Raw genomic sequence first — 25,900 nt, 5'->3', positions numbered from 1 at the left:
ACGAGATCTTAGACAATCTGATTCTCTACCAAGGCCCTCACCTATGCCGAAACGAGTTCCACACCCGGATTCATCACTGAGCAACCCTGACTACACCCTGCATTCGGAAGACCCTGATTTCGAGCAGACGTGAGTGAAGTGATCGGCGATATCAAATCGCCGATCACTTCACTCTTTCTCCTCTGAGCCACACCAGGGCACTTTCGTCGTTTTCGCCAACAGCTTCCATACGGCTCGTTGCATCTTCACCGTTTTGCAAACTTTCCCATCAGATCAAGGGCCCATGACCATGATTCAGGACACGCTTTAGAGACTGCAGACTGAGTTCGTGGAATCGTAGGGCTTTTGGAAATCGCAGCGCGGCACTCCGGAGCCCAGGGTCGAGATAATTGATACAAGGTCATATATCCCGCTGGGCGCGATAATTCTCTACAACTCACGGTTCGCGCGCCTCGAAATCAACAGATCAGTACGGTCGCCTTGTATCTGTTAAATCGGCATGTCTAGAATCCTAGCCCCTGAGCATCATCCTCATCCCAGCATGTCTGGTAGGCCTAAGGGACTCTGAGTTCTTTGATCGGGTCTCGCGGGCGGCACCTATGGCCGGCAAGATGGAAGCGGTAAGGCAGGTCAGCAGCGTTAGGATCGCCACTGCGCTCAGGTAGCCCAAGCGAGGTACTGGCGATCCGGTGCCTGCCAAAAAACAGTGGCGCTCAGAGTGCCGAGAATGATGCCGGCGACTGAGACCAGAGCAGATTGTCCCAGAATTAAGCCCATGACCAAGGAACGGGAGGCACCCAGCGCGCGGCGGCGACATCCAAATGTCAGCGATCTGGAACTAACATCGGTGCTCTTCGCGCTCAGCGATGCGGGACGATTGGACATTGTCAGGCGGTTGGCCGACGGCCCCTTGGATCTTGCTCAGTGCCAGCCAGAAAACGACCCACTGCCAAAATCGACCCTGTCGCACCATCTCAAGACTCTGCGGCTGGCCGGAGTCATCCGGAACGACCCGAACCGCCTTCGACGCACGATCACTCTGCGTCGCGACGATCTGGATCAACGCTTCCCATCACTCCTCGCAGCCGTCCTCAGCCAGGAGCCCAAGGAATCCTCGAGAAGTCCGCTGGCATGAATGAAGGTTCTTAGCCCAGTATGGCGCCGCCCCCTCCTGGACGGTAGCCAGGTGAGAACGTCTTGAAGTTGAAAAGGACCAGCACGAGAAATGCTGGCGCAGCAGTGGAGTGCCCTACCTGCGCCACCGCATGCGTCTCGAAATATAAAGGTTTTGATTTACCAAACTCCCGCGATCTCGACGACCGGTTGGAAGTTTTCAGAAGGTGTGTGCAGAATCTCAAAAGTCGGCAGTACGGTATTTCCTCGTCCATAGTGGGAACGGGCTATGGGACTAGAACGGACGAAGGCTGGCATCGATTGAGCTGGCAAATGTTTTGTGACAGCAACCAAGGGATCTCCGCTGACTATCCTCTGATTCATGATGTGATGTTGTTGGAATTACATGCTGAACCGATGAAAGTAGGAAATTTCGATGAGCAATGACAATGACGCTGCCCGACGGGCCGAGAGCTACGCTGATCAAGCAGCAACAATCGCCAGCAAACTGAAACCTGGAAATTGGGAAGCTGTGCAAGCGCTGGCTACTTTGTCCATTGCCGAAAGCCTCCTTGCCCGGGGCTCAGAGAGCCAAGGTAACTCCTAGCTCCTCAATGCAAAACGCCCCACAAGAGTCCACAAACGGGCATGAGGCATGAAGGCCAGGCACCTTAAGGCAACATTGCTTCTTCCGTAGCCGAACCCTCTGCGGACTGGCGATTTTTAGCAATGAGAGCAGCGGATCAAACCAAGCAGTATGAGCGCTGATGTTCCTAATTCGTTGGGACGCTTGTAGCCTTCAAAACATGACCCATGCTCGGGGTTCCAGGAGACTTCAACCTAAGATGACGCGTGGAAGTTTCCGTGTTCAGTTTGCCCTGTGGACAGCTCTTACCATTTTCCAAACTATTTTTGTGGTCGTGCGCATCACCACTCCCGGTGCATGGGAATTGGTCAGCTACGCTTACCTCGCGGGGCTGCTTTTGAGCATCTCGACCCTGGGTTACCTCTTATATGTGCGCCACTACGACGGTCACTTCTGGGACGAGGAAGCAGCCGAAGAAGATGAGTGGGAACGACGCGGACGAGCACTGTGACTCCTGCGGCATGCCCTGCGAAGTTACTAACGAGCAGGCCGCAACATCTGCAGTCAATGACTACCCATGGCAAGATGCACAGATATCGTTATCAGGTGTTTAAACCTCGCAAACTGGTAGAAGAGATCAGCATGCGCCTGATGCGTGTCAATGATGCCGCAGAGCTTGCCGCAGCGTACTCGCGTAACCGCGCCCACCTTGCTTATTGGGATCCGGTGCGCCCGGAGGAGTTCTACACGGAGGAATGGCAGGCCTTAGATATTGCCAAGCGGCTTGCCGCTCATGAAGCTGGAGAAGATCACCTCTTTGGTTTATTTACTGGCGATCGGATCGTTGGCCGGTTCAACATGACAGGCATTGTGCGCGGCCCGTTCCAAAGCAGCAGCCTGGGATACTGGGTAGACGCCAGCTACACGGGCCAAGGGCTTGCCTCGGCTGCCGTCCAAGCGATCATCGAAACGGCACGTGACGATCTTGGCCTGCACCGCATCGAGGCCAGTACCCTTCTGGATAATTTTGGCTCCCAGCGGGTGCTGCTTAACTCGGGATTCAGGCAGATTGGCCTGGCCCCGCAGTATCTGAAGATTGCCGGACGTTGGCAAGACCATAACCTGTACCAGGTTCTCCTACACGCCTGAGGGCCGAAGTAGGGGAAGGCGCTCTGGACCCACGCCCCCGTTTCGCTTTCTTTCAGCTTCAACTGAAAGAATAGAGACATGACTGTTGAGCCTTCCCTGACCCGCCGATCCACCCTCCGCGTGACCACAGTGGCCACCGGCGCCGCCTGCGCACTCGCCTTGGTGGGCTGCTCGCCGTCGGCCAGCGACATCCGTAACCAGGGGAAAACTCCTGCCGACATTCCCACCGGTGGCACCGCACACCAGGTGGGCAAGTTGAGCGAACTACCCGTCGGCACCACCGCGGCAGCTACGGCCGGAGATATTGAGGTCATACTGTTCCGCCCCGATGAAACCACCGTACTGGCCTACACGGACATCTGCACCCACGCCGGGTGCAAGGTGGCCCCGCACGGGGAAGACTTCAAATGCCCCTGCCACAGTACCGTCTTCAAGGGAAGCGATGGCACGGTAGTCTCTGGCCCGGCTAAGGAAGCCCTGCCCCGATTCGCTGCCGCCATCGACGGCGAATGGATCACCGTCTCCGTCTAAGGTGGGCTAGACACCATCAACCGTGCCGCTGGGAGCGCAGCACGGTTGAAGCCGATCCTTGAGGGTGCTTGTTTAGAACAAGGCAACCTTTGGCGTCCTCGGGAAGATTTGGTCCAGCTCCGCCAGGTCGTCGGCTGTCGGTTTCCAGTTGGCGGCCGCGGCATTCTGGCGCACTTGCTCTGGCTTGGTGGCCCCGGCAATGACGCTGGCCACGGCTGGCTGGGCTGCCAGCCATGAGAACGCCACCTGAACCTCGGTCAATTCACGGGCCTCCGCGAAAGCGCTGAAGGCCGCAAACTGGTCCTGATCGGCTTCGCTAACCATATGCTGGCGCGTGTGGGATAGCCGGCTTCCGTCCGGTACCGCACCGCCCTTGTACTTGCCCGTCAGCAGACCATTGGCCAGCGGGAAGTACGGCATCACTCCCAATCCGTAAGCCTCGGCGGCAGGTGTTACTTCCAGCTCAGCGCGTCGGTCCAGCAAGTTGTAGTGATTTTGGCTGGCCACAAAACGTTCGGTGCCCAAGGCGCGTGCGGTATATTCGGCGTCGGCCACCTGCCAACCAGCCAAATTTGAGTGGCCAATGTAACGGACCTTGCCCGATTGCACTAAAGTATCCAGCGCCGAAAGCGTCTCTGCCATAGGTGTGTGCGCATCGGGGGTGTGATAGTAATATAGGTCCAAATAGTCGGTATTGAGCCGTCGCAAAGACGCCTCGACCGACTGCAAAATGTACTTCCGCGAGCCCCGACAGCCCCAGTCCACCCCGTTGGCTCCCCCGGTATTCATCCCAAACTTAGTAGCCACCACCACTTCGTCCCGGTGCGTGCCGAGCGCCTTACCGAGGATCGTTTCACTGAGCCCCGGCGTCATGCCATAGACATCCGCCACATCAAAGTGAGTGATGCCCGCGTCCAACGCTGCATGCACGACGGCGTCACTACCCTCTTGCGTTTGGGTCACCGTGCCACTGCGGCCCAGATTGTTGCAGCCGAGCCCCACGGTTGACACCGTTAATCCCGAGCGGCCCACCTGGCGGTATTCAATGTTGTTGAGATTGTTTTGCGTCATGATTCAACCTTAGCCAAGGCCAGTGGCTAATCTTCTCCAGCCACACTCCCGGCACCCTCCCCCAACAAGACGCTAGCGCAGCAATGGTGCCATTTTGCCGAACGCTATCGCAGTGCACTGCGATAGCGTTGGGAAAAATCCAGCCATTGCTGCGCTAGCGTCTGGAGGTGACTAGCGTCCGTAGGTGATTAGCGTCTGGAGGTGGCTACAGGCTGAAGGCTGTTCCTCCGGTGGCGCTGTGCTTGGCACGCAGCGCTGAGGGATCGTCGATGGGGCCGGTGGCGACGGTCAGCTTGGTGAAGTCCAGCTTTTCTTCACGGATGCACACCTTGATGTTGGCCACGGCGCGGGCTGCATCGGGGGCCACAATGTAGATGTTCAACTTACCGAGACCATGCGGAGCCGGCACAAACTCGTACTTTTCCAAGATGCCGCTGCCGCGCCACGCCAAGTGCGCGGTGAGGCTGTCTTTGGCGCGGTTGGCCAGGTGCTTGTCGCGCTCGGAAACAAGTGAACTCTTCAACGCGAACTGAGCCACTACCAACGACTGCTCGCTTCGCTCGAGCACGGCGAACCCATCTTCAAGGCACTGAGCGGCGAACGCTGCCAGCATCGCTTCGGCTTCTTCGAGGGTGGCCACCGGGGCATCCTTGGAGGTACTGAGGTGTCCCACCGTACCGTGGTTGACCACGAAGAATACGCCCTCACCGGCGGCGTTATTACCGCCGGCGTTATTTCCGGTGGCGCCGTCCGTCTCCCCGGCTCCCCCAGCGTCAACCCACGCTTCACGGAACGTCAGGACACCGGCGTCGTCCTTCTTATACATGCGCACAATGTTCGGGTCCAGGCCCGCCAAAATGGTCTCAGTATGCTGTTCGGTACTGTTGTGCTCGCTCATGCTGTTTGCAGCGTCCTTCCAAGGGTGAACCAAGCCGCGTCGCGGCCATCGAATGGGGCGTGGCCGGCGGCCACAGCTTCGCTGAGCGCCTGGCAGGCGGACTCGATGCGGTCGCAGATCTCCTGCGGATAAGAAAATTTCACGGCATGCTGGGCAAACTCGTCACGGTCGTCAACAAACAGCCCACGGTCCTTGGTGCGGACCACGTCCAAGTCCATGTCAATCATGTGAAACTCCACCACATCAGGGCGGATGCGGTGCCACTGCAGGTCCAGGGCCAGATCGATGTAGAGCTCCACGCCGTGCGGGTGGGCTGCATCGAAGAACGTCGCCACCCAATCGCCGGTGTGCGGGATCAAGAAGATGGCGTCCGATTCGGTGTACAACGCCGCACCAGGCCGGGAAATGAATTCGTGCGTGCCCTGAAAGACCCAATGACCGTGCTCGTCCGTGCCGAGGTGACGCCCGGGAACAACCCAGTGGGCGCCGCCGTCGTACTTGCGGTTGCGGGCCACCACCAAATCGCCAGGTTGCGGCAGATCCACCACGCTCTGCCGGGCCCCTAACTCATGCGCAACGCTCACAGGATCGGCATCTGCCCTGTGCGAGGCGCGGGCTGGCCGGGCAGCGGGCGGGCGAAGGGAACCTTGGTGCCAAGGACCTGTTCGACGACGTCCTGCGCCACCCGCTGTGCCGTCAATCCCACACGTTCCAGAACCTCGCCACGAGTACCATGGGCAAGGAATTCTACGGGCAGACCCACCTCATTCAAGGCCGTATCGATGCCAGCTGCCCGCAATTCCTGACGAATCCGTGAGCCCACACCGCCGGCACGCACACCGTCTTCAACCACAATGACGATCCGGTGCTGTGAGGCCAACTGAACAATGGAACGCGGCACGGGCAGAACCCAGCGCGGATCAACCACGGTGGAGCTTATGCCTTGGGCGCCAATGCGGTTGGCCACATCCAGGGACAGTTCACTCATGGCACCGACGCTGACAATCAGCACATCGGGCTGCGGGTCCACACCTGCACCGGGCATGTCGTGGGCCGAGCGGGCCAGGACGTCGACGCCGTCGTACAAGCGCTCTAGGGCCACAATTTCCGGACCCACCTGTCCCTTGGAGTAGCGCACTACGCTGGGGGCGTCGGAGATGGCGACAGCTTCGCGAAGTTCCTCGCGCAGCCTCTCGGCGTCCCGCGGTGCAGCCAAGTGGAGACCGGGAACGATCTGCAACATGGACATGTCCCACATGCCGTGGTGGCTAGGACCGTCAGGCCCGGTCACACCGGCACGGTCCAGCACGATGGTGACGCCGGCCTGATGCAAGGCAACGTCCATGAGCAGCTGATCGAAGGCGCGGTTGAGGAACGTGGCGTAAATGGCCACGACCGGGTGCATCCCACCGAAGGCCATGCCAGCGGCCATGGTGACGGCATGCTGTTCGGCAATGCCAACATCGATGACACGATCCGGGTACTTTGCAGCAAATCCAGCCAGGCCCATGGGCAGCAACATGGCACCGGTAATGGCCACAATGTCTTCGCGTTCTTCGGCAATCTTGGTGATTTCCTCACCGAAAACACTCGTCCAAGACTTGCCACTGGCTGCTGTGAGCGCACGGCCCGTTTCGGGGTTGATGACTCCCACGGCGTGGAATTGATCGTCCTCATCGGCGCGGGCAGGGGCGTAGCCGCGGCCCTTCTCCGTGAACGCATGCACAATGACGGGTCCAGCGTAGTTTTTGGCCAGCTGCAGGGCAGCTTCCATGGCCTTTTCGTCGTGGCCGTCCACCGGGCCCACGTACTTCATGCCGAGATCGTCAAAGAGCCCTTGCGGTGCCCACCAGTCTTTGACGCCCTTCTTTGCGGCGTGCAAACTCTTGTACACAAAACGGCCAGCCGCGTTGCCATCTTGAAGGCGCTTCTTGCCCCAGTACATGGACGCTTCATACTTCTTGTGGGTGCGCACGTGGTCAATAGCGGGGCGCAACGACGCCAGGTAATCTGCAAAACCGCCCACGGTCGGAGCGTAGGAGCGGCCATTGTCGTTGACAACGATCACCACTTTGCGGTCCTTGTCGGCGGCAATGTTATTAATGGCCTCCCACGTCATGCCACCAGTCAGGGCGCCGTCACCGATGACGGCAACCACGTAGCGGTCATCCTCGCCGCGGAGCTGGTGAGCGCGGGCAATGCCGTCGGCCCAAGACAGAGAGGAGGAAGCGTGTGAACTCTGCACAATATCGTGCTCAGATTCGGCCCGTTCAGGGTAGCCGGAGAGCCCGCCCTGCTGGCGCAAGGCGGAAAAGTCATGGCGGCCCGTCACCAATTTGTGGACATATGACTGGTGCCCGGTATCGAAAACAACGCTGTCGCGAGGAGAGTCAAAGATTCGGTGAATGGCTAAGGTCAACTCCACAACACCCAGGTTAGGACCTAAGTGGCCGCCTGTCTGGGAGACGTTGGAGATGAGGAAATCCCGAATTTCTTGGGCCAGCTCCTCCATTTGGTGCTCACTGAGCCGGCTCAGGTCACGCGGGTGCGTGATGAATTCTAAAAGTCCCACGGGTACCTCCTGGTGCTCGGTCAACGTCTAACAATATCGTGTCTACGGCAATAACCTAGTCCACGCACTACGAGAAATGCCGCCGTTTCCGCTTCTCGCTATGGTTCACACCATAGCGAAAGCCTCAAACGGCGGCATTTCTCACTATCAACTTGCTACACAGTGATCAACCACACGGGGCTGAACACGGCAGATCCAGCTACTTAGCTGCGGTGATCTGGCGCAGCACGTACTGCAGGATGCCGCCGTTGCGGTAGTAGTCGGCTTCACCGGGGGTATCGATGCGCAGAACGGCATCGAAGCTAACGGTGGTGCCGTCCTGCGCAACAGCAGTGACCTTGAGCGTCTTCGGCGTGGTGCCGTTGTTCAGCTCGGTGACGCCTTCGACGGAGAACGTCTCGGTGCCGGTCAGACCCAGTGATTCGGCGTTGACGCCGGCCGGGTACTGCAGGGGCAGAACGCCCATGCCGATGAGGTTGGAGCGGTGGATGCGCTCGTAGCTTTCGGCGACAACTGCCTTGACACCCAACAGTGCGGTGCCCTTGGCAGCCCAGTCACGGGATGAGCCGGAGCCGTATTCCTTACCGGCCAGAACAACCAGCGGGATGCCGGCAGCCTGGTAGTTGACGGACGCATCGTAGATGTACGCCTGCGGACCGTCAGCCTGGGTGAAGTCGCGAGTGAAGCCACCTTCGACGTTGTCCAGGATCTGGTTGCGGATACGGATGTTCGCGAAGGTACCGCGAATCATGACCTCATGGTTTCCACGGCGTGAACCGTAGGAGTTGAAGTCCTTGCGCTCCACACCGTTGGCCAGCAAGTACTGACCGGCCGGGGTTTCGGACTTGAAGGAGCCTGCAGGGCTGATGTGATCGGTGGTGACTGAATCGCCCAGCTTGAGCAGAACGCGTGCACCGGCAATGTCGGTCACCGGATCGGCTTCTGCCTTCATGCCCTCGAAGTACGGGGGCTTCCGAACGTAGGTGGACTTGGGATCCCATTCAAAGACGTTGCCTTCGGGAGTTTCCAGAGCCTTCCAGCGATCGTCGCCATCGAAGATGGTGGCGTAGGAGTTGGTGAACATCTCGCGGTCAATCGAGGCGTCCATGACTTCCTGGACCTCTACCGGGTTCGGCCAAATATCGGCAAGGAAGACGTCGTTGCCGTCGGCATCCTGACCCAGAGCATCGTTGTCGAAATCGAAGTCCATGGAACCAGCCAGAGCGTAAGCGATAACCAGCGGCGGTGAGGCCAAGTAGTTCATCTTGACGTCCGGGTTGATGCGGCCTTCGAAGTTACGGTTACCGGAAAGCACTGCGGTCACGGACAGATCGTTTTCAGCAATAGCTGCTGAAACTTCGGTGTCCAACGGGCCGGAGTTACCGATGCAGGTAGCGCAGCCGTAACCAACCGTGTAGAAGCCCAGCTTTTCCAGGAACGGAACAAGTCCTGACTTCTCGTAGTAGTCGGTGACAACCTTGGAGCCCGGAGCCACGGAGGTCTTAACCCACGGCTTGGACAACAGACCCTTGTTGACGGCGTTGCGGGCCAGTACGGCTGCAGCGAGCATCACTGAAGGGTTGGAGGTGTTGGTGCAAGAGGTGATCGAGGCAATCGAGACTGCACCGTGATCGAGCTCGAACTCAACGCCCGATTCGTTCTTCACATGGATCGGAGCTGACACACGGCCATTGGCACCGGCAGCAGCGGAAACCACTGTGCGCTCGGTGTCATGGGTGTGAGCGTCCGCGTGAGTGAACGACGGGGCGTCGGAGGCCGGGAAGGACTCTTCCAGAGACTCGTCCACCGTGTTGCCGTCAGCGTGCGCGTCAGCAGCAACGTAGTTGTTCAGGTCAGAGCGGAACTGTGCCTTGGAGTTGGTCAGTTCAATGCGGTCCTGCGGGCGCTTGGGGCCTGAGATGGAGGGAACCACCGTGGACAAATCCAGCTCGAGGTACTCGGAGAACTGGATCTCTACCGAAGGATCGTGCCAGAGGCCCTGCTCCTTGGCGTAAGCCTCAACTAGGGCCAGCTGCTCTTCCGAGCGGCCAGTCAGGCGCAAGTAGTCAACCGTGACGGAGTCAATCGGGAACATGGCAGCCGTGGAGCCGAACTCCGGGCTCATGTTACCGATGGTTGCACGGTTAGCCAACGGCACAGCCGATACGCCTTCGCCGTAGAATTCCACGAACTTACCAACGACGCCGTGCTTACGCAGCTGTTCGGTGATGGTCAGAACCACGTCGGTTGCGGTTGCACCGGCCGGGATTTCACCGGTCAGCTTGAAGCCCACAACGCGCGGAATCAGCATGGAGACGGGCTGGCCCAGCATGGCGGCTTCGGCTTCGATGCCGCCAACGCCCCAACCCAGCACGCCCAGGCCGTTGACCATGGTGGTGTGTGAGTCGGTGCCGACCAGGGTGTCCGGGTAGGCGCGCAAAACGCCGTCGACCGTACGGGTCATAACGGTGCGGGCCAAGTACTCAATGTTGACCTGGTGCACAATGCCCATGCCCGGGGGGACTACCTTGAAGTCTTCAAAGGCGGTCTGGCCCCAGCGCAGGAACTGGTAACGCTCACCGTTGCGCTGGTATTCAATCTCCATGTTGCGCTCTACGGCATTGGAGTTACCGAAAACATCGATCTGCACAGAGTGGTCAATGACCATTTCGGCAGGTGCCAACGGGTTGACTCGGGTGGGATCCCCACCGAGTTCCTTGACGGCTTCACGCATGGTGGCCAAGTCAACAATGCAGGGAACTCCGGTGAAGTCCTGCATGATGACACGGGCCGGGGTGAACTGAATTTCGGTGTCGGGCTCCGCATTCGGATCCCAACCTGCCAACGCACGGACGTGGTCGGCTGTAATGTTCGCACCATCTTCGGTGCGCAAAAGGTTCTCAAGCAATACCTTGAGGCTGAACGGAAGGCTCTTGGCGCCTTCTACCGAGTTCAGTCGGAAAATCTCGTATTCGGTACCGGCTACATTAAGTACGCCTTTGGAACCGAAGCTGTCCACATTAGTCATCGATGGACTCCTCTCGCCACTACTTTTATCTTTGTCACGCACGGGGATGTACGCCAGTTAGGCAGGCCTTACTCGCGCTCGGACACCGCTCCGCGCCGCTTCAAGAAACGGTAGAGCAATTCGATCGCTACGCATCCTGCCGCAGTTACCGTAAGCGTAGCCGCTAACAGCCCGCCACTGGGGATATCAAGGGCAAAGAAGTTGCGGGCGAAGGGCACTGCCATGACTAGCGCAAGCCCCACCACCATGGCGGTCACCAACAGGGCCCGCCACTTATCGAAGGGCCTTGCCAGCGCACCCAGCACCCACAATGCAACCAGCAAGACCGTCATGGTGGCTGCAGTCTGCGCCTCACGGATCAACAATTCCCCGCTCAAGGACGGGTTCGGGAAGGTCAACGCATAGGAGTAGACGGCCATGATGCACGCGGCCACGATGGTTCCAGAAGGGATGGCGAACATCAGCGTACGGCGCAGAAAACCTGGCTGGTAGCGGCGCGCATTGGGCAGCAACGCTAGGAAAAAGGCCGGAATACCAATGGTCATGGAGCTCACAATGGAGAGCTGCCGAGGGAGGAACGGGTAGCGCCACATGAGGATCCCAATGACCACGGAAATGATGATGGCATACGTGGTTTTGGTCAGGAAGAGGTTAGCCACGCGCTCCACATTGGCGATCACCCGACGCCCTTCAGCCACCACGGAGGGCAGGTGACTGAACTGGCCATCAAGCAACACCAAACGTGAGACGGCCTTCGTGGCAGCAGCGCCGCTGCCCATGGCGATACCAATGTCGGCATGCTTGAGCGCCAGTGCGTCATTGACGCCGTCGCCGGTCATGGCCACGACGTGGTCACGGCTCTGCAAGGCCTGAACAATGGACTTTTTCTGTTCCGGGGTCACACGGCCCAGGACGCTTTCGCGCTCCAGAACATCTGCCAACGCTTCGAGGTCATCTGGCAGATCTTGCGCGTCATATCCGTCACCGTCAAAGATAAACCCGACGTCACGGGCCACTGCGGCCACCGTGCGAGGGTTGTCACCGGAGATGATCTTCAGCTCCACCCCCTGCTCCCGGAAGTATTCCAAAGTGGCGCCGGCGTCTGGGCGGACCCGTTCACGGAAAACCAGCAGCGCTACTGGTTGGAGGCCGGCGAGACTGAATTCTGCCTCTGCTTCCGGCATGCCAGTTGACGCTTCTCCTGCGCCAGTGATGTTCGACGCCGGATCGCTCACCGCCGCTGGTAACTCGCGGTGCGCCAGGACCACGGCTCGTAGCCCTTTCCCTGACGCGTCGTAAGAGGCCGCCAACGCCTCGGGGTGGCTGCCTTCGGCGAGAACCACTTCCGGGGCGCCCAAGACCCAGTCTCCGGCCGCGGGTCCCGCACCAAAGCTGACGGCACTGTACTTGCGGGCACTGCTGAAATGGACCTCGGAGATCGGGAGCTGTTCCGGGGCTGCGGTATAGGAGTTGACCATGGCCGCAGCCGTGGCGTTGGCATTAGGATGAGCGCCCTGCCAAGCAAGAACCGCTTCCCACCCGGGGACAGGGGCAAACACCGTGGTGTCCGCCAATTCCATGCTGCCTTCGGTCAGAGTTCCGGTTTTGTCCAAACAGACCATGTCCACCCGGGCCAGGCCTTCAACGGCTGGCAGTTCCTGAACTAGCACTTGTTGGCGGGCCAGTGATACAGCGGCCATCCCGAAGGAGATGCTGGTCAAGAGCACCAGCCCTTCCGGGATCATGGCGACAATGCTGGCCACGGCACTGACCACAGCTATCCGCCAGTCCCCCGTGGCAATGGCGGCACTCCAACCTCCGTGCGCGCTCATCTGCCCGTTGATGACCAGCAAAATAATGGGGATCAACGCCCAAGCAATGTACAAGATGATGCGGTTGATGGAGTTGCGGATCTCCGAATTCACCAGCGAGAAGCGACGAGCCTCGGCTGTCAGCGCAGACGCGTACGACTCCGCCCCCACTGCATGAACCCGCGCACTTCCGTAACCGGCCACCACGGCCGATCCGGAAAGTGCCGCATCCCCCAAGGACTTAGCAACGGGATCAGACTCCCCTGTCAGCAGCGATTCATCAATTTCCAGCGCTTCGGAGAACAAAATGGTGGCGTCAGCCGGTACCTGATCCCCCGTGCGTAACAGCAGCACATCGTCATGCACCACCTCGGCCACGGCCATTTCCAATTCCAAACCGCCTCGCAACACCCTGGCCCGCGGCGCGTGCAGCACCGCGAGCTTGTCCAGCGTGCGTTTGGCCCGGTATTCCTGCACCACGCCAATGGCGGCATTGGCCACCACAATGAATCCAAACAGCGCATCGCGCGGGTCTCCCACCACCAACACCAGCACCAGGCAACTGCCCAACACTGTATTGAACAAGGTGAAAACGTTGGCCCGCACAATCGCCCAGATGCTGCGGCTGCTCTCGTGAGCTACCACATTGCTCAGTTCAGCTGCACGGCGTTCTTGCACCTGTGAGGCGTTCAGCCCGGACCGCTCCAGGGCGATCGGGTCCACCGGCGCCAGACCCGCGCGAGCAGCAGCCATGGCGGCCCGGCGGTGTTCCTCACGCCGCTCAGCGAGGAGCGTGCTCTTGGGCTTATTGCGTGCGAGATCTCGCCGGGGCGGCCGCGCCTTGTCTGCCGTTTGGTTCAAGACCGTACTGCTCCTAGTCCCGGCTGGGTGCCGATGCGGTTGCGGTTGCGGTTGCGGTTGCGCTTGCGGGCACCAAGAGAGCCACAGTTTCTACGTGGTGCGTGTGCGGGTACAGATCGAAGGCGCGCAGTTTCTCAACCTTCCAGCCAGCGTTGGCGAAGTACTTAACATCGCGGGCGAACGCCGCCGGATCGCAGGAAACGTAGGCGATGGCTTTAGGTGCTGTGGCCACCAATGCCCGGACCACGGCCTTGCCTGCACCTGCGCGCGGCGGATCAAGTACGACGGCGTCAAAACGGCGCCGCTGTCCGGCTTCGGTGTGCGACGCTCGGGATTGGGTACCGAGGATCTTTTCCACCCGGCCCTGCAGGATCTCGACCTGTTCGCTGGCGTGCAGATTTTTGCGTGCATCCCGGCTGGTGCCCGGGGAACCTTCTACCGAGAGAACGCTACCGTCGGAGCCCACGGCGTCAGCGAGCGGGGCGGTGAACAGGCCAGCGCCTGCGTAGAGATCTGCCACGTCGGCGCCATCGTTGAGGTAGCCGCCCTGCAACAAGTAACCCAAAGCTGCATCTGTCAGAACTTTGGGGGCCTTGCGGTGGATCTGCCAGAAGCCGTCACCGGTGACACGGAACTCGTGATCGTCGGTGGTTTCCTTGACCCAGCCGCGGCCGGTGACTACTTCAATAGCACTGTTTTCAGGGTTCCAACGGGCGACCGAGGGAGGTGTGGGAAGGGCCGCCAAGGAGCGGGCAATACGCTTGACGGCACCACCGGCGGCCTTATCGCTGAGGCCGTGAACCGGTGCCAACAGCACCAGAACCCCGGAGCCGTTAGCGGGAGCAGCAACTTCAATGCGGTCAATGCCGGTGAAATCAATTTCCCACAGACGCAGCTCATTGATGGCCGGAAGAGCCAGCGGCATTTCCTGAATGGGAAGAATACTGTGCGAGCGGTGGGCATGCATGCCCAATTTTCCGGAAGGGGTCACGGCGAACCCAACGCGTGTACGCCAGCCCAAACCTGCCTGCTGCTCGGCGGTGCCCTTGGTATCTACATCCTCAACACCCACTTCAAAGAGGGCATCAACGGCGTCGGCGGACAAGCCACCCAAGCGTTCGAGCTGCTCGCGAACCACTGCGGTCTTCAGCTCAAGCTGGCCCTTGCGGGAGATGTGACCGAACTCGGCGCCACCGATGGGTGAACCGCGGCGGGCTCCGGCGCGCAATGCGTCGGCTTCGGGCCAAAAGTGGGCCACACGTTCGGGCGAGGAGTCCACGACGGCAGTGACATCTGCGCGCCAAAACTTGGAATCGTCATCGTGCTCGGTCAGGGAAATCTCTACGGTCTCGCCGGGAATGGCGTGACGCACAAAAATGACGCGTCCATCATGTCGGGCAACGCAATGGCCACCATGGGCCACCGGGCCTACGGTCACGGTGAGGGCTGTGGTGCTGGTGGGCTCGCTCATAAGTTTTATTCCTGATATTTCTTTGCGTCGGTGGAGGACTTCAGTTGCCACGGCACACTGGCAACCACTACTCCGGGTTCAAAATGCAACCGCGTCTTAATGCGCAGGGCAGTCTGGTTGTGCACCAGTTGCTCCCACCATTTGCCCACCACGTATTCCGGGATGTACACCACGATCAAGTCACGCGGAGAATTCTTGCGCATGTCCTTGATGTGGTTGATCAGCGGCGTCAACGTTTCCCGGTAAGGACTCGCCAACACAGTCAACGGTACCGGGATAGAGAGCCGCTCCCAATCCGCGATGGTCTCCTCAGTCTCGGCAGAATCCAAATCCACGATGATGGCTTCCAGTGTGGAGGGCCTTGACGCGCGGGCGAAGGCGATCGCTCGCATGACGGGTTTGCGCACATGCGAGACCAAGATCACCGCATGAATCCGGGCTGGTAGCGCCCTCACCGCCGAATCGGTCTCCACCGCAAGCTCCTTGGCCACGTTGTCGTAGTGCGACCGAATGCTCCACATGATTACGAACAGCACGGACATCGCCAAGAGCGCAATCCAGGCACCCTGTTCAAATTTCGTCACCAACACAATGAGTAGCACCGTCAGCGTCATACTGAAGCCAATGGTGTTGATCACCCGGGAACGCTTTATCCGGAACCGGATGGACTTGTCTCTGACTTTGAGCAGCTCGCGCCCCCAATGCCGGATCATGCCTAGTTGACTGGCGGTGAAGGAGATGAACACGCCCACTATGTAGAGCTGGATCAGCCGGGTGACATCGCCGTTGAAGGCCACGATCAGCACAATGGCGCCCACGGCCAGCAACAGCACGCCGTTGCTGAAAGCGAGCCTGTCGCCTCGCGTACGCAGTTGCCTGGGCAGGTAGCCGTCCTTGGCCAGGATGGAGGCCAACACCGGGAAACCGTTGAAGGCGGTGTTGGAAGCGAACACCAAAATGGCACCCGTGGCCGCCACCATGATGAAGAACGGGATGGAACCGGCGCCAAAAATGGTGGAGGCAATTTGGCTAATGGCAGGATTCTGCACATAGTCCACGGGTGGGGCCACACCATCGACCAGGAATTCTGTGTGCGGGTCCGCCACAATGTGCACACTGATGGCGTTGGCCAGGAACAAAATACTGGCCATCATGCCGGCGGCAATAGCGCCCAATAGCAATAAGGTAGTGGCTGCATTCTTGCTCTTGGGTTGGCGGAAGCTGGGCACCCCGTTGCTGATGGCCTCTACGCCAGTCAGCGCGGCGGCGCCGGAGGAGAAGGCGCGCAACAGCAAGAACGCCCCCGCGAGTCCAACGAGGCCTTGGTTGAAGGCGGCCTCGGGCACTATCTCAAAATCGGCCGACGGAGCCCTCCCCAGTGTTCCCGTTGCTGCTTGGAAGATCCCAGCCGCGGTCATGGAGAAGATGCAGAACATGAAAATGTACGTGGGGACGGCGAATACGGTGCCGGCTTCACGCACGCCGCGCAGATTCACCAGGGCGAGAATAATGACACCGATCACGGCGATCATGGCTTGGGCATCATGCCACCCAGGTATTGCAGTGGCTAGGTAGTGTGCTGCCGAAGACATGGACACGGCCACCGTCAGGACGTAGTCCACCATGAGTGCAGAGGCAACAGTTAGCCCTGCCCGTTTGCCCAAATTCACCGTGGCAATCTCATAGTCACCACCACCGGAGGGGTAGGCGTGCACGTTCTGGCGATAGGAGGCCACCACCGTCAGCAGTACCACCATGACGGCCAGCCCCACCCAAGGTGAGAGGGACACCGCGGCCACACCGGCCAGTGCCAGGGTCAGCAGAATTTCATCCGGCGCGTACGCCACAGAAGAGAGCGCGTCGGAGGCGAAAACGGGCAGCGCAACTCGCTTGGGCAGCAGCGTATGAGACAGCTTGTCGTTGCGGAACGGACGCCCCACCAGGACGCGTTTGAACGCGTTGAAAAAATTCAGCACGCGGGTAACGCTAGCACCAGAAAGGCGCACCCGCCCGGCGCCCACCCGTGAGCGCGGGTGCATGACACACTGGTGGGGCAGTGACAGGCAAGCGCATTGGTAGTCCCGACTTGACCGCGGGGCTAGACGGGGCGTGAAATTGGTACCCGCACAGCTTAGAAAAGCACTAGACATTCGCGGCACCGGCAATCACGCCGGGGTCCGCCACGACAGGGAGCGTGAATGGCACATTTCGTGATCATGGGTTGCGGGCGAGTGGGCGCAACCTTGGCCCATGCTTTGGAAGATTTTGGCCACTCGGTGGCCATCATTGACCAGGACGAACGGGCATTCCGCCGCCTGCGCACCGGCTTTGGTGGCCGCAAAATCACAGGGGTTGGCTTTGACCAGGACACCCTGAAGGAGGCGGACATTGAAAACGCCTACGCCTTTGCAGCCGTCTCCAGTGGAGACAACTCCAATATCCTCGCTACCCGCGTAGCCCGGGAAACCTTCCATGTGGAACACGTTGTAGCCCGCATCTACGATCCCGGCCGGGCTGAGATCTACCAGCGCCTTGGGATTCCCACGGTGGCTGCTGTGCGCTGGAGTGCCGATCAAGTGTTGCGTCGAATTTTGCCTGAAACCGCTATCAAAGGTGATTTCCGGGAACCATCAGGGCGTCTGTTCTTGTGCGAACTGGCACCGCACCCGAAGTGGATTGGCCATCACATTGCGGAGATGGAACAAGCTGCCGATGTCCGGGTGGCTTATTTGACGCGTTTCGGTGAAGGAATCTTGCCACGGGCAGATACCAGCTACCAGCAAGGAGATACGGTCCACGCCATGGTGGCCAGCTCCCGTTCAGCCGATGTGACACGTATTTTGGCAGCAGCCCCCCTGAAGGAGATTTAGCATGTTGGTGGTAATTGTTGGGGCGGGCAGTGTGGGCTGCTCCATTGCCAAAGAGCTGCTCTCCAACGGGCACGAGGTGCTCTTAATCGATCCCAAGCCGGAGGTTATCGGCAAAAGCGGGTTGCGCGGTGCCCGCTGGCTGGTGGGTGACGCTTGTGAGATCAGCACCTTACGCGAAGCCAAACTGGAAGAGGCTGACGTGGTTGTTTCCGCCACGGGAGACGACAAGGTCAACTTGGTGGTCTCCTTGCTTGCGAAGTCAGAATTCGGAGTGGGCCGCACCGTGGGCCGGGTCAACAACCCCAAGAACGATTGGATGTTCGATGATTCCTGGGGCGTTGACGTTGCCGTGAACACCCCGCGGCTCATGACGGCCCTTGTGGAGGAAGCGGTGGAGATTGGGGACCTGGTGCGGCTGCTGACCCTGCAGGCCGGTGTTGCCTCACTCGTGGAGTTCACTGTTCCTGGCGATTCCCACGTGATTGGCTCAACCGTGGGTGCAATCTTGTGGCCGCAAGATTCCACGCTCGTGGCCATTCTGCGGGATGAAGCACCCATTACCCCGAGCCCTGACGACGTCGTTGAAGCTGGCGATGAGCTGTTCTTTATCAGCACCATCGCGGCAGAAGATGAGCTGCGGAGTCTGCTTCGCAGCTAGGGAGCTAGCCGTCTGTAGCGGGAGCTTTAGTTTCGGCAGTGAGCTCGGTGACCGGACGGCTGATGAGCCAGGCAACCCAGAGCCCAAAGGCGTACAGCGGAACTCCCATGATCAGGCGCATGGCACCGAGTGCGTCCACGGCTCCTGCGAAGTACAGCGGCAATTGCACCGCCAGCCGGGCGGCCATGACGCCGACTAAGATCCAGGTGGCAACGCGGTAGGCGCGCAGCCGATCCGGCATCTCACGCCACCGAACGCCCTCATTCCGGGCGTAGCCGAAGAGCAGCCCCAGAATCGGCCAGCGCACGGCGATGGAGACCACCATGGCGGCAATGTAGGCGGCATTCGTGACGAAACCGATGGTGTAGAAGTTCTCGGCTTTGCCGGTCTTCATCGCCAAGAACGCTGAAAGCGCGACGCCGGCAATGCCGGCCAGCGCCTGCGTCAGGGGTGTGCGCTGGATGAGTCGGGCAACGAGAAAGATCGCGGCCACCGCCACCGAGCCAACTAGGGCAATCGTCAGGTCCCGGGTCAATGTGAACGCCACCAGAAAAACCAGCCCCGGCAAAACGCTTTCGGCGATACCCCTCATGCCACCAGCGGCAGCCAAAAGATCAATGTGGCCGTTATCTTTGCGGGCCAACGGGTTCTTGGCGGCCATTTCCTGGGCGATCTCCGCGAACCCGCCACTGGTCTTTGGACCCGACTGATTCAGTGTTTCTGACTGGGGAGACGGCTCAGGCTGACCTGAGTGAGCTGGCTGCTCTGGCTTATGTTCTTCGGGGTTCTGCTGGCTCAACTAGCTCTCCTGGATTCCAATGATCTCGTAGCGAGGGTTGTACATAGTGGGCAGTCCTTCATGCAGAGAGACCATTCCTTCAACCCGTAGCCGAACTCCGGCGCCGATGCCGGGCACACGCCGCCGGCCCAGCCACACTAGACGCAAGCGGTGGCTGCCACGGTTCTGATCCACCCGCAACTGATCCACCCGAGACGAACCGCCTTCCTTGAGCATGGTGTCGCTCAGGATAGCCCTGTAGGTGGGTGCGAGAGTGACAGGCATGATCGTGATTGCATCGATCACACCGGTGCACACTGCCCGTCCACGCGGAGGCAACTCTGCGATGGGAGTTGCCTCCGTCCAGTCGCCTTGCTCAACAGGAGACAATGCTAGCCAATCGCTGTGATTTCAGGGCCGCGCTCCAAGGGAGAGCCACCCTGGGCGGCACCCATGTCGGGGCCTGAAACTCCTTGTGCGGCAGCTACTGCATCCTTGGGCAGACGCAACAGTAGCAAGTCGCGGGGAGGCAGTGGCACTTCGCCACGGGCTACAACAACGCCACGGAACAAGTCTTCCAAGACCAAGGCCGCTTCGCTGTCCACGGCCGCGGACCCTCCCAGGACACCACGCAAGAACCACCGCGGACCATCAACACCGATGAAGCGGGCCACTCTGAAACCCTTGGATCCATCGTCGCTCTGAGCGGGAACCTTTGCTAGTACTTCCTTACCAAAAGTGCCGTCAAGAATCTCAATTTCGCCGCCCTGTGAGCCCACCGAGAGTCCGATCTGCTCACGAATATCGCGCCACAGCGGCTCCGAACGTGAGGCTGCGAAGGCCTGCAACTGCAAGCTGGATCCGTCCAGATCGAGAGTCACAGCAATAACGCGCTGGGTGTTTTCTTCCACTTCCAAGCGCAGGGAGAGCCCCTCCCGCGGTGTCACCAACAAGGCGCCGAGGTCCACATAACCATCGGTGTTCTCAATTTCGCTGACATCCAGAGGTCCATGAACGGCCCTGTCGTAAGCGGTATCTGCCGGGTCCGGCGGCAGATTCAGCATGGCTGCGGCGCTCTCGACGGATCCAGTCGTGGTGTCAGTGTCCGCCGACGCCCCAAGGGCACCGGAGGTGGTTGCTGCGGACTCCTCTGAGCCGTTGTTCTTTTTCTTACCGAACCCAAATGCCATGGGAATTAAGACTCCTTGTAAAAGTATGGAAGTAAAAGTATGGAAACGAAAGGATCAGCGATTAATTGAACGCTGGTGCATTATTCGACGGGGAAAAGCCGCCGGTGGAACCAAATCCGCCGGTGCCGCGCACAGAATCGGGCAGTTCCGCCACGGCGATGAACGTGGCGGTTTCCACACGCTGGATCACCATTTGTGCAATTCTATCGCCCCGGGACAGGGAGATGGAATGGTGCGCGTCGGTGTTTAACAAGGTTACGGAAATCTCGCCGCGGTACCCGGCATCGACCGTTCCGGGGCTATTGACAATGGTCAGGCCGTGTTTGGTGGCCAGCCCGGAGCGCGGGTGGATCAAGGCTACGAAACCAAAGGGCAAAGCAATGCTCACGCCCGTGGGCACTAGTGCGCGTTCGCCCGGGGCTAAGAGCAGGTCGATGCGGCTGCGCAGATCGGCTCCGGCATCACCTGGGTGGGCGTAGCTGGGAGGTTCGATCCCGGCGTCGAGCATGTGCAGTTGCACCTGAACAACAGGGCTCGCGGGATCACTGGCTGGGTTTGCGGGGAAAGTCTCATCGGTCACAACAGGACACTCTATCCCGAAGCGCTGGGCACTGCCCGCGTTCGCGCTCTGCGGACCAAGGTGAATTACTCACGAAAAGATGAAAAGCTGGTCCCATGTCATCAACATCTCCCCACAGCGCCACTTCCCCTTCCTCGGCCGCGGCCACCTACACCGAGAAACTTTGGCCAAACCTATGGGCTTGGGTGATTGTGGTGGGACTTTCGGCAGCAGGAATTCTGATCTTCGTACCCATCAGTATCGAGGCCGGGTTCGTGGCTTTCGGCGTTTTGCTGGCGCTCCAGATCGTGGTGTTGGTCACCTCGACCCCCAAGATTGCTGTCACCGAAGACACCCTTCAGGTGGGCCGGGCACAGATTGAACGGAAATTTGTTGGCGAGGTCAGTGTCCATTTTGGCGAGGACGCCACCGCGCAGCGCGGTATAAAGCTCAACGGTTTGGCTTACCTCTGCATCCGCGGCTGGATCAAGCCCGTGGTGAAAATTGAAATCCTTGACCCGGAGGACCGGACACCCTACTGGCTCACGTCTTCACGCAACCCCGAGTACTTGGCTGCTGCGCTACGCGGTAAGGGAGCCTAAGGGAAGCTAACGGGCTTGGAAAAGTTAACCTTCGCAATCTCGGCAGTACTTCATGCCCTGTTTTTCCTTAGCAAGTTGTGAGCGGTGCCGCACCAAGAAACAACCGCTACAGGTGAACTCGTCGGCCTGTTCGGCGATGATTTCCAAGGCCTGCTCTTCGGGAGCTAGCTCAGCACCGGGCAGTTCGTAGCTATCTGCCAGTTCAATCTCGGCGGGGTCAATCACGGCAACCACGGAGACCGGCCCCCGGCCAGCTCGACGGGCTCTGTGGTGCTGGCGAGTTCCGGTGTTCATACGTGTTCTCTTTTCTCTGTCCCGCCAAATACCGATCCGGCTTAATACAGCCAATACCTTAAAGCCTGTTGGCATTCCTGGCAGCCATGGCGCACCCCACGTTCGCAGCAGGCTTAAGTTTGACCACCGCGAAGTTCCACAGAGAACTTCTTAGTTCACCACGGAGCAGAACAACCTCGAGGAGCGCGGCGGGGGTTGACTGAGCAGAATCAGCCAGATTTTTCAGCCATCTCACGCCACGCCTACAGCGGTAGTAGGAATTGACCGGTATCGGTGGCAAAGTTTTGAAGTGAACTATTGAGACTTTTTTGGAGGACGGCATGGCTGATTTACGGCTAGTGGGTGTCCACGACGACGGCGAACACCTGCTGCTCAGTGGTCCCGACGGGGACAATTATCTTCTCCCCCTTGATGAGGCGCTGCGCACGGCTGTGGGCAGGACCAGTCAACGCGCTCCTCGATTGAACCAGCCCGGGGCCCGCATGACGCCCCGTGAGATCCAATCCTTGATCCGTGCAGGCTCCAGCGCCACCGATGTTGCTGATCAGTCCGGTCTGTCTCTAGAGCAAGTGCGCCGCTACGAGGGGCCGGTCTTGGCCGAGCGAGAGTACATTGCCAGCCAGGCCCGAAAAGTTCATGTTGCTTCCTCGGCCTTGCCCTCGGCAAACACCAAGCCGTCTCTGGATGAGGAACCCACCACGTTGGAAGAGATGGTCCGCTTCCGTCTTTCCGCTTTCGGCATCGACAGGGCATCGCTGCGCTGGGATGCTTGGCGTGACCATGCCGGGGCTTGGACTATCAGCGCAGATTTTGAGCCTGGTACCGAATGGGCGGCCAGCAGCATTGGAGAGCCCGCACCTGCTTTGTGGCGCTTCCACGCCGGACGCAAGTCGCTGCAGAACGCGAACCGCTGGGCGCAGCAGCTCAGTGAACTCGAACCCCTCGATAGCCCGGTGCCAGAACGCCGGCTCACCGCGGTAGCCGACAAACCATTCGACGTCGACGCAGACGGCACCAGCACCAGCACCAGCACCAGCACCGAAAATAGCACCGCCGAAACTGTGGACTTCGGCGATGGTGACTCCTCCCCCGCCGAGGCAGCCACAACAGATCCTGCCGACACCACAGGTGAGAGTGCAGGTACTGCAAGCGGCACCGAGCCCGACGCCGGTTATGCTGGTCACGGTCTTTTGGACATGCTCCGGTCCCGCCGCGGCGTCCGACTAGGAATCAACGAGGCCGGGGACGACGAACTCGCCGCCATGCTGGGCACCCACGTTCCTGGCGCTCATCCGCGCGATGAAACTCTCTACGGCCAAGACACCGACCACAGCAATGCTGGCGATCCTGAACCAGCACCGGCTCCAGAGTCAGGCTCAAAACCAGAATCTGCGCGGGATCGGCTCAGGAAATTGCCGTTCCTGCAGCTTGCACCGCGTCTGGCGGATGACGCTTTAGATAGCGTGGCCGAGGTCAGTACTGAAACCCGTGAAGTGGTCCTCTCAGGTGAGCCAACGGGACGCTTGCAGCAGGTCCAGAAGGCGGCGACACCCGCGGATGCAGCATCAACGCCAACCGCGTTAGCACAGAATCCGTCGGCACTGAAGGCTGATACCGAGGACCCGGGGCCCAGCGACAGCGAAGTGGCAGCCCGTCTGGAACGCAAGGCCGCAGCCAAGCCCAAACGTTCAAGTGTGCCTAGCTGGGACGAGATCGTCTTCGGTACCAAGGGCGACTAACCCCAGCACAGGTCAACTCAAGAGAGCACGGGCCGGTCTTTACAGGCCCGTGCTCTCTTGAATTCAGTTATACGGCAATTGCTTGGCGTGCGTGCCTAACTTTGCGTGACCGCATACCCCATTTTGCGAGACCGAACACTCCGTGTCAGCGGCGCTTGCCTTTGGCTTTCTTCGCCGTCACGGGAATCCGCAGTAGCGGCACTTCTCGTTCGGCCTTGGTGATGGAACCGTGCTGGCCCACCACGTCCATGGCTTGGAGCCGGACGCGGCGCAGATCGTAAAAAGCCACAGACTCCCGGGCCAAGATCAGCACATCACCAATGCGGTCGCGCACACTATCGCTCACCGTCCCAAAGTACCCTGCAGCGATGGCTTGTTCCCGGGTCACAACCCAGGCCTTGCGTTGGAAGTGCTCCAGCCAGGCTGCCATGAGCTGATCACGAGACTCCGAGGTCGACCCGGGTTCAAGATACAGGTGCACCATGCGCGGCTCCCCCGCAGTGTGCCGGACACCGGCCACCAACTCAGGAAACACCGAATAGTCAATGCGATCAGCGCGCGGGATATCCACCATGCCGTGATCGGCCGTCAACAAAATCAGGGTGTCCGCAGGTACCGTGGCCGCCAAACGCTTCATCCCGGCGTCGAGCTCTTCTAGCTGCCGTTCCCACTGGGGCGAATCCGCGCCATAAGCATGACCTGCCTTGTCCAGCTCGCTCCAATAGAGGTACACCAGCGCGCTGGGCGTTGCGGCCAGCGCCTCAACTGCCTGCTCTACCCGGGCGTGGGTGGAAGTGGCACCACTGAAACGACTACCGCGCAGGGCGGCCTGCGTCATGGCGGAGTCGGCGAACTTTGGCAAGCTCACCGTGGTGGCAGGGACCTGACCCAACAACCGCTCAAAGACTGTCGGGACCGGCTGCCAGCGAAACGGATCGACTCCAGCGTCCCAGTTGCCGAGCAGGTTGACCACCTTGTCTTGGCGGGGGTCTAACACGTCGTAGCCCACCATGCCGTGCTCCCCCGGAACGGCTCCGGTACCCAGCGCTGTCAAGGAGGTTGCGGTGGTGCTGGGAAACGCGGCGTGCAGGGTGCGGGGGTGCTCGCCGGCGGAATCAGCTGCCAAGACCCCGCGCAAGAAAGGTGCGTGAGAGGCACGCTGCTTGAGCAATGCCTTGCCCAAGCCGTCAACTAACACCACGCAAATCCTTTTCGCCGCAGGCAATTTCAGAGCGTTGGTGTACTCCTTGGCACCCAGCACGGCTGCAGCACTGCTGAGCACCTCACCAATGCTGGCTTTGCCGTAGGCCGGCGCCCCAGGCAGAGCGACTTGGCGGGCCAACATGGCCTCACTGGCGGCAGTGGCAGCTAGGGTTTCAGTGGCCGCTAGGGTCGCGGGGGCGCTCACGGCGTTATCGGCGGTAATGTGAACGGCCCAATCGTGCGCCGAATGCGGGGAATCGGCTGGCGCCCGCGTCGGGGTGGCCTGGTGTGACGGTTCCGGTGTTGACGGCGCGCAGTGCACGAGCGAAGGCCTTCGCATCCGCCACCGCCTGCAAACCCTCGGCCTCGGCGCTGATACGCAACGCGATGTCTTCTTGGACGATGGTGCCGGAGTAGCCGTGATCGGCGTCGCAGTTGGGATCCCCGCACGACGCCGGACCCATCTCGACCCGCTGTCCCCCGGACCATGCGATTGACAAGGTCAGCTCACGGGCGGGGTCGGAGGGCTTGTAGTCCTGCGGCTGGGCGTAAATGTAGCTCAACACCACGGAATTGATTTGACTCACGGGCACCGATTCGGTGGACACCTGCGCCACCATCTGTTCCCCCGATTCATCGAGTTGGTGATCGTCCACATGGGTGATGACCAACATTTCGCTGGTCAGTACCAGAACAGTGATGTGCCGGTGCACCTCGTTGCGGTCAAAGTGTGTTTCGAGGTGGACCAAATGGGACAGCGGCTCCTGGCTGTCCAGGGCGTCATTGACCACATCGGCAACCAGCCGGGGATAAAAACCAGACCGCTGGAGTGCGGCATCCAAATCGCGGCCCTTGATATTCGCCGGCGCGCCGGCTCCGAAGGTGTTCATGGTGTCCATTTTCGCACTTTGCCGCC

The 25,900-nt window shown here is 60.0% G+C and carries 25 protein-coding genes; 9 read left to right on the top strand and 16 right to left on the bottom strand.

Annotation, left to right across the window (positions count from 1 at the left end; translation table 11 throughout):
* Positions 1 to 657 precede the first annotated feature (657 nt).
* Entirely contained in the window at positions 658 to 777 is a 120-nt protein-coding gene (locus tag ACX80D_RS05800; RefSeq protein WP_459321690.1) for a hypothetical protein, read from the bottom strand.
* Between ACX80D_RS05800 and ACX80D_RS05795 the strand changes: the two genes are divergently transcribed.
* The 5 genes from ACX80D_RS05795 (at position 776) to ACX80D_RS05775 (ending at position 3,379) form a co-directional block, all read left to right on the top strand.
* Positions 776 to 1,135, top strand: coding sequence for an ArsR/SmtB family transcription factor (locus tag ACX80D_RS05795; RefSeq protein WP_459321689.1), 360 nt, complete (start codon positions 776 to 778; stop codon positions 1,133 to 1,135). The genes ACX80D_RS05800 and ACX80D_RS05795 overlap by 2 nt on opposite strands.
* 414 nt (positions 1,136 to 1,549) lie before the next feature.
* Positions 1,550 to 1,720: a hypothetical protein gene (locus tag ACX80D_RS05790; protein ID WP_459321688.1), complete on the top strand. Its 171-nt coding sequence runs from the start codon at positions 1,550 to 1,552 to the stop codon at positions 1,718 to 1,720.
* A gap of 238 nt (positions 1,721 to 1,958) precedes the next feature.
* Positions 1,959 to 2,210 (top strand): hypothetical protein, encoded by a 252-nt coding sequence (locus ACX80D_RS05785; RefSeq protein ID WP_459321687.1) that lies wholly within the window; start codon positions 1,959 to 1,961, stop codon positions 2,208 to 2,210.
* Positions 2,211 to 2,341: 131 nt separating this feature from the next.
* Entirely contained in the window at positions 2,342 to 2,848 is a 507-nt protein-coding gene (locus ACX80D_RS05780; RefSeq protein ID WP_459321686.1) for a GNAT family N-acetyltransferase, read from the top strand.
* A gap of 78 nt (positions 2,849 to 2,926) precedes the next feature.
* A complete protein-coding gene (locus ACX80D_RS05775; protein WP_459321685.1) occupies positions 2,927 to 3,379 on the top strand; it encodes a Rieske (2Fe-2S) protein in 453 nt (150 codons plus the stop codon).
* Between the two features lie 72 nt (positions 3,380 to 3,451).
* On the opposite strand, the gene ACX80D_RS05770 is transcribed toward ACX80D_RS05775, so the two are convergent.
* The 8 genes from ACX80D_RS05770 to ACX80D_RS05735 all read right to left on the bottom strand — a co-directional run bounded on the left by ACX80D_RS05770 (position 3,452) and on the right by ACX80D_RS05735 (position 17,067).
* The gene (locus ACX80D_RS05770; protein ID WP_459321684.1) at positions 3,452 to 4,450 is read right to left on the bottom strand and encodes an aldo/keto reductase; all 999 of its coding nucleotides are present in this window, start codon (positions 4,448 to 4,450) and stop codon (positions 3,452 to 3,454) included.
* A gap of 205 nt (positions 4,451 to 4,655) precedes the next feature.
* Entirely contained in the window at positions 4,656 to 5,348 is a 693-nt protein-coding gene (locus ACX80D_RS05765; protein WP_459321683.1) for a hypothetical protein, read from the bottom strand.
* Positions 5,345 to 5,932, bottom strand: a complete 588-nt coding sequence (locus ACX80D_RS05760) for a DUF402 domain-containing protein (protein ID WP_459321682.1) — start codon at positions 5,930 to 5,932, stop codon at positions 5,345 to 5,347. The genes ACX80D_RS05765 and ACX80D_RS05760 overlap by 4 nt, the downstream gene beginning before the upstream one ends.
* On the bottom strand, positions 5,929 to 7,920 hold the full coding sequence (gene dxs / locus ACX80D_RS05755; protein WP_459321681.1) for a 1-deoxy-D-xylulose-5-phosphate synthase: 1,992 nt from the start codon (positions 7,918 to 7,920) through the stop codon (positions 5,929 to 5,931). The genes ACX80D_RS05760 and dxs overlap by 4 nt, the downstream gene beginning before the upstream one ends.
* Before the next feature lie 199 nt (positions 7,921 to 8,119).
* Entirely contained in the window at positions 8,120 to 10,948 is a 2,829-nt protein-coding gene (locus ACX80D_RS05750) for an aconitate hydratase (protein WP_459321680.1), read from the bottom strand.
* Between the two features lie 68 nt (positions 10,949 to 11,016).
* Positions 11,017 to 13,620 carry an HAD-IC family P-type ATPase gene (locus tag ACX80D_RS05745; protein WP_459321679.1) on the bottom strand — a complete coding sequence of 868 codons (2,604 nt, stop codon included), beginning with the start codon at positions 13,618 to 13,620 and terminating at the stop codon, positions 11,017 to 11,019.
* Between the two features lie 13 nt (positions 13,621 to 13,633).
* Positions 13,634 to 15,091, bottom strand: coding sequence for a class I SAM-dependent RNA methyltransferase (locus ACX80D_RS05740; RefSeq protein WP_459321678.1), 1,458 nt, complete (start codon positions 15,089 to 15,091; stop codon positions 13,634 to 13,636).
* Between the two features lie 5 nt (positions 15,092 to 15,096).
* Positions 15,097 to 17,067: an APC family permease gene (locus tag ACX80D_RS05735; protein WP_459321677.1), complete on the bottom strand. Its 1,971-nt coding sequence runs from the start codon at positions 17,065 to 17,067 to the stop codon at positions 15,097 to 15,099.
* Positions 17,068 to 17,289: 222 nt separating this feature from the next.
* Between ACX80D_RS05735 and ACX80D_RS05730 the strand changes: the two genes are divergently transcribed.
* Entirely contained in the window at positions 17,290 to 17,961 is a 672-nt protein-coding gene (locus ACX80D_RS05730) for a potassium channel family protein (RefSeq protein ID WP_459321676.1), read from the top strand.
* Between the two features lies 1 nt (position 17,962).
* Entirely contained in the window at positions 17,963 to 18,619 is a 657-nt protein-coding gene (locus tag ACX80D_RS05725; RefSeq protein ID WP_459321675.1) for a potassium channel family protein, read from the top strand.
* Between the two features lie 4 nt (positions 18,620 to 18,623).
* Here ACX80D_RS05725 and ACX80D_RS05720 read toward each other — a convergent pair whose 3' ends face one another.
* The 4 genes from ACX80D_RS05720 to dut form a co-directional block, all read right to left on the bottom strand.
* Positions 18,624 to 19,418 carry a DUF3159 domain-containing protein gene (locus tag ACX80D_RS05720; RefSeq protein ID WP_459321674.1) on the bottom strand — a complete coding sequence of 265 codons (795 nt, stop codon included), beginning with the start codon at positions 19,416 to 19,418 and terminating at the stop codon, positions 18,624 to 18,626.
* Positions 19,419 to 19,682: a single stranded DNA-binding domain-containing protein gene (locus tag ACX80D_RS05715; RefSeq protein ID WP_459321673.1), complete on the bottom strand. Its 264-nt coding sequence runs from the start codon at positions 19,680 to 19,682 to the stop codon at positions 19,419 to 19,421.
* A gap of 107 nt (positions 19,683 to 19,789) precedes the next feature.
* Positions 19,790 to 20,587, bottom strand: coding sequence for a DUF3710 domain-containing protein (locus tag ACX80D_RS05710; RefSeq protein ID WP_459321672.1), 798 nt, complete (start codon positions 20,585 to 20,587; stop codon positions 19,790 to 19,792).
* Between the two features lie 61 nt (positions 20,588 to 20,648).
* Complete coding sequence (gene dut / locus ACX80D_RS05705; protein ID WP_459321671.1) at positions 20,649 to 21,167, bottom strand: dUTP diphosphatase; 519 nt, start codon at positions 21,165 to 21,167, stop codon at positions 20,649 to 20,651.
* A gap of 95 nt (positions 21,168 to 21,262) precedes the next feature.
* On the opposite strand from dut, the gene ACX80D_RS05700 reads away from it, so the two are divergent.
* A complete protein-coding gene (locus ACX80D_RS05700; protein ID WP_459321670.1) occupies positions 21,263 to 21,748 on the top strand; it encodes a DUF3093 domain-containing protein in 486 nt (161 codons plus the stop codon).
* Between the two features lie 24 nt (positions 21,749 to 21,772).
* Here ACX80D_RS05700 and ACX80D_RS05695 read toward each other — a convergent pair whose 3' ends face one another.
* A complete protein-coding gene (locus ACX80D_RS05695; RefSeq protein WP_459321669.1) occupies positions 21,773 to 22,042 on the bottom strand; it encodes a DUF4193 family protein in 270 nt (89 codons plus the stop codon).
* 320 nt (positions 22,043 to 22,362) lie between these two features.
* Here ACX80D_RS05695 and sepH point away from each other — a divergent pair, with 320 nt between their 5' ends.
* The gene (gene sepH, locus ACX80D_RS05690) at positions 22,363 to 23,781 is read left to right on the top strand and encodes a septation protein SepH (protein WP_459321668.1); all 1,419 of its coding nucleotides are present in this window, start codon (positions 22,363 to 22,365) and stop codon (positions 23,779 to 23,781) included.
* Positions 23,782 to 23,926: 145 nt separating this feature from the next.
* On the opposite strand, the gene ACX80D_RS05685 is transcribed toward sepH, so the two are convergent.
* Positions 23,927 to 25,126 carry an alkaline phosphatase family protein gene (locus ACX80D_RS05685; protein ID WP_459321698.1) on the bottom strand — a complete coding sequence of 400 codons (1,200 nt, stop codon included), beginning with the start codon at positions 25,124 to 25,126 and terminating at the stop codon, positions 23,927 to 23,929.
* Positions 25,127 to 25,193: 67 nt separating this feature from the next.
* Positions 25,194 to 25,883 (bottom strand): DUF5998 family protein, encoded by a 690-nt coding sequence (locus ACX80D_RS05680; protein WP_459321667.1) that lies wholly within the window; start codon positions 25,881 to 25,883, stop codon positions 25,194 to 25,196.
* Positions 25,884 to 25,900 lie beyond the last annotated feature (17 nt).

The sequence above is a fragment of the Arthrobacter sp. Sr24 genome (assembly GCF_054511175.1).
The sequence above is the reverse complement of the archived record's forward strand: the minus strand, read 5'-3'. Positions and strand labels throughout refer to the sequence as shown.

Bases quoted from the DNA above. Each gene is read 5' to 3' on its own strand.
- ACX80D_RS05770 (WP_459321684.1), bottom strand. From the start codon at position 4,450: ATGACGCAAAACAATCTCAACAACATTGAATACCGCCAGGTGGGCCGC.
- ACX80D_RS05730 (WP_459321676.1), top strand. From the start codon at position 17,290: ATGGCACATTTCGTGATCATGGGTTGCGGGCGAGTGGGCGCAACCTTG.
- ACX80D_RS05700 (WP_459321670.1), top strand. From the start codon at position 21,263: ATGTCATCAACATCTCCCCACAGCGCCACTTCCCCTTCCTCGGCCGCG.
- ACX80D_RS05750 (WP_459321680.1), bottom strand. From the start codon at position 10,948: ATGACTAATGTGGACAGCTTCGGTTCCAAAGGCGTACTTAATGTAGCC.
- sepH (WP_459321668.1), top strand. From the start codon at position 22,363: ATGGCTGATTTACGGCTAGTGGGTGTCCACGACGACGGCGAACACCTG.
- ACX80D_RS05765 (WP_459321683.1), bottom strand. From the start codon at position 5,348: ATGAGCGAGCACAACAGTACCGAACAGCATACTGAGACCATTTTGGCG.
- ACX80D_RS05680 (WP_459321667.1), bottom strand. From the start codon at position 25,883: ATGGACACCATGAACACCTTCGGAGCCGGCGCGCCGGCGAATATCAAG.
- ACX80D_RS05795 (WP_459321689.1), top strand. From the start codon at position 776: ATGACCAAGGAACGGGAGGCACCCAGCGCGCGGCGGCGACATCCAAAT.
- ACX80D_RS05710 (WP_459321672.1), bottom strand. From the start codon at position 20,587: ATGGCATTTGGGTTCGGTAAGAAAAAGAACAACGGCTCAGAGGAGTCC.
- ACX80D_RS05800 (WP_459321690.1), bottom strand. From the start codon at position 777: ATGGGCTTAATTCTGGGACAATCTGCTCTGGTCTCAGTCGCCGGCATC.
- ACX80D_RS05725 (WP_459321675.1), top strand. From the start codon at position 17,963: ATGTTGGTGGTAATTGTTGGGGCGGGCAGTGTGGGCTGCTCCATTGCC.
- ACX80D_RS05685 (WP_459321698.1), bottom strand. From the start codon at position 25,126: ATGTTGGCCCGCCAAGTCGCTCTGCCTGGGGCGCCGGCCTACGGCAAA.
- ACX80D_RS05790 (WP_459321688.1), top strand. From the start codon at position 1,550: ATGAGCAATGACAATGACGCTGCCCGACGGGCCGAGAGCTACGCTGAT.
- ACX80D_RS05715 (WP_459321673.1), bottom strand. From the start codon at position 19,682: ATGCCTGTCACTCTCGCACCCACCTACAGGGCTATCCTGAGCGACACC.
- ACX80D_RS05775 (WP_459321685.1), top strand. From the start codon at position 2,927: ATGACTGTTGAGCCTTCCCTGACCCGCCGATCCACCCTCCGCGTGACC.
- ACX80D_RS05780 (WP_459321686.1), top strand. From the start codon at position 2,342: ATGCGCCTGATGCGTGTCAATGATGCCGCAGAGCTTGCCGCAGCGTAC.
- ACX80D_RS05740 (WP_459321678.1), bottom strand. From the start codon at position 15,091: ATGAGCGAGCCCACCAGCACCACAGCCCTCACCGTGACCGTAGGCCCG.
- ACX80D_RS05785 (WP_459321687.1), top strand. From the start codon at position 1,959: ATGACGCGTGGAAGTTTCCGTGTTCAGTTTGCCCTGTGGACAGCTCTT.
- ACX80D_RS05695 (WP_459321669.1), bottom strand. From the start codon at position 22,042: ATGAACACCGGAACTCGCCAGCACCACAGAGCCCGTCGAGCTGGCCGG.